The 3,030-nt window shown below is 27.2% G+C and carries 3 protein-coding genes; all 3 read left to right on the forward strand.

The window, feature by feature from the left end:
• Window positions 1-224: 224 nt before the first annotated feature.
• The 3 genes from KQI77_RS13240 (at window position 225) to KQI77_RS00010 (ending at window position 2,859) form a co-directional block, all read left to right on the forward strand.
• Complete coding sequence (locus tag KQI77_RS13240; RefSeq protein WP_367397254.1) at window positions 225-731, forward strand: DUF6431 domain-containing protein; 507 nt, start codon at window positions 225-227, stop codon at window positions 729-731.
• An 80-nt stretch (window positions 732-811) separates the two neighbouring features.
• Window positions 812-2,056, forward strand: coding sequence for a DDE-type integrase/transposase/recombinase (locus tag KQI77_RS00005; protein WP_216387296.1), 1,245 nt, complete (start codon window positions 812-814; stop codon window positions 2,054-2,056).
• Window positions 2,056-2,859: an ExeA family protein gene (locus KQI77_RS00010; protein ID WP_216387297.1), complete on the forward strand. Its 804-nt coding sequence runs from the start codon at window positions 2,056-2,058 to the stop codon at window positions 2,857-2,859. Before KQI77_RS00005 ends, KQI77_RS00010 begins: the two co-directional genes overlap by 1 nt.
• The last annotated feature ends 171 nt before the right edge of the window (window positions 2,860-3,030 follow it).

The raw sequence follows: 3,030 nt of genomic DNA on the forward strand, positions 1-3,030 counted from the left end.
TATAGAATAGCATTTTATATGATGTTGAATAGTTATTGTATATTCAAAATAAATAAAGGACAGACATTATTGTAATGACTAAATTATAGTCAAAGTATTTAATGTTTGTCCCTTTTGGTTTATCATATTTTTATAGTAATCTTTAGAAAGGAATAAAAAAATAGTAGCAACACCACCTACCACAGTCTTGTTACTACTATACATAAAAAAATTATGATAAACAAATGATAACTAATTTGAATGTAAAAATCAAGTCATTAACACAAAAAAATTATGATAAGTTTATTGAAACTATTTATTTTCATAAATTAACTTGCTCCTGCAAGGCATCCGGACAGTTTATAAAGCATGGATATTATTACAGAAAAATCAAAACACCTAATGGTATAATATCTTTAAAAATTCTTAGAGTTAAATGTAAATATTGTGGTAAGACTCATGCTATATTTCCAGAATGCATTGTACCTTATTCACAAGTTCTCCTAAATGATCAAATTTCAGTTATTAAGGCTTACAATAGCAATTCTTCTTTCGAACCTATTATGGTTGCTAATGAATTTATTGATGAAAGTAACATAAGTTACATAATAAAACAATATATTCATTATTGGAAAGAAATAATCACTTCCTTCAAAATCTCTCTAGACCTAAGCATCTCAAAACAATGTTTAAATTACTTTAAGCGTCAATTTATGCAAATAAAATGCACCCAAAATATTTTATTTTGTTAAACCCACATAACCTAGTTTTACTGTTATTTTCTGTAGATATAAGCTTATATTGTAATAATATAAAGGAGGTTTTTGCAGAAATGAATGAAAAAACTAGAAAAGAAATTGCACTTTTCAGATATGGAATTTTAGCACCTTTGATAAGTGGAACATATGATGCAAATAAAAGTATAAAAGAATTTTTTCGAGAAGCCGCAGGCAAAGTATATACAACACCTACAGGAGAAGATACTAAATTTGCTGCCGCTACTTTAGAACGTTGGTATTATGCTTATAAAAACAAAGGATTTGATGCTCTTATGCCTGTAAGGCGATGCGATACTGGTAAATCAAGAAAATTAGATAATGATATTACTGAACAAATTAAATACCTAAAGGAAGAATATCCAAGAATTCCTGCAACTCTTATTTATCAGAAACTTCTTGATAATGGAACTATCTTAAAAGGTGATGTTTCACTTTCAACAATTAATAGATATATAAATCATCTTAAAATTGAGAGTAAGCATTCAACAAATAAAGACATGAGAAGGTATGAACGTAAACATATAAATGAAGTATGGTGCGGTGATAGTAGTGTAGGCCCATATTTAAAAATAGATGGTAAAAAGAAACGTGTTTATATAATTGCACTTATAGATGATGCTTCAAGGTATATAACAGGAATAGATGTATTTTTTAATGATAACTTTGTAAATCTTATGTCAGTTTTAAAATCTGCTATTGCACGATTCGGAAAACCTAAAATATTAAATTTTGATAATGGAGCTTCTTATAAAAACAAACAAATGGAACTAGTCGCAGCTAGAAAAGGAACTACTATTAATTATTGTGCTCCTTATACTCCACAATCTAAAGCCAAGATTGAAAGATGGTTTAGAACATTAAAAGACCAATGGATGTCTCAGCTTAATATGAATGATTTAAAAAACTTAGATGAGCTTAGAATTAGTCTTATTTCATATGTTAATAGTTATAATCAGCGTGTCCATTCTTCTTTAAATGGTTTATCACCTCAAGATAGATTCTTTAAAGAATCACATATTATAAAAAGACTTACTAGTGAACAAATAGAAACTTCCTTCTTACTTGAATATGAAAGAAGAGTGTCTGCCGATAACGTAGTTATGATAAATGAAACAGAATATGAAGTTGATTACAGATATTCAAAGCAAAAGATAATTTTAAGATATTCACCTGATTTAAGTAAAGCATATGTTGTAGATAAAAATACAGGTGAACTTACAGAAATAAAATTACTAAATAAACATGACAATTCACTTGTTAAAAGAAAAAAAGTAAAACTTTCAGGAGGTAATAAATAATGGATTATATAAGTAGATATGGAATGGATTTTAATCCATTTATAAAAAATTCTAAAGAAATAGTTGTTGAAACTTCTGATTATAAAGAAGTTGTTTGTAGGCTTAATTATTTACTTAATAATAAAGGGTTCGGAATTCTAACCGGAGGTCCTGGACGTGGGAAAACAACAATAATAAGAAATTGGTGTAATAGTCTTAATTCTTCCCTTTACAAAGTTATTTATACTTCTCTTTCTACTCTCACAGTTGCAGAATTTTATAAAAATTTAGCTATGCAATTAGGATTAGAACCTATGGCTAGAAAAATAGATAATTTCAAAATTATACAAAATGAAATAAACAGATATGCTATTGAAAAAAGGATAACTCCTGTAATAATAATTGATGAAGCTAACTATATTAGTAATGGTATACTAAATGATTTAAAGATGCTTTTTAATTTTGATATGGATTCAAGAGATCGTGCTATAGTACTACTTGTAGGGCTATCTCAATTAAATAATACTATGAGACTTGTTGCTAACGAACCGCTTAGGCAACGTATAACAATGAATTATAACTTAGATAATCTTAGTAAAACTGAAGCAAAAGAATATATATCTGCTAAGCTGAATGGTGCAAAATGTACAAGCAATGTCTTTGATGAAACAGCGCTTGAAGCAATTGCTAACGCATCGAATGGCATTCCTAGAATCATCAATAAAATTTGTGATTCTAGTTTAATGATAGGTAATACAAAAAATTTAAATACAATTAATAGTGACATAATAATGCTTGCTGTTAATGAAATAGAGCTTGGATAATTATAAAATCCACAAATATCAATTATGATATTTGTGGATTTTTTTGGTTATTAAAAACATAATAAAGCATGAATATCTACCATCATTTATATTAAATATCGTGACTAGATTAAATACTTTTAACATCAAATAAAGTTAAGAATTTAACATTAAATAATTTGATGTTCAACA

Source organism: Clostridium sp. MSJ-8 (genome assembly GCF_018918325.1).
Classification (GTDB): Bacteria; Bacillota; Clostridia; order Clostridiales; family Clostridiaceae; genus Clostridium.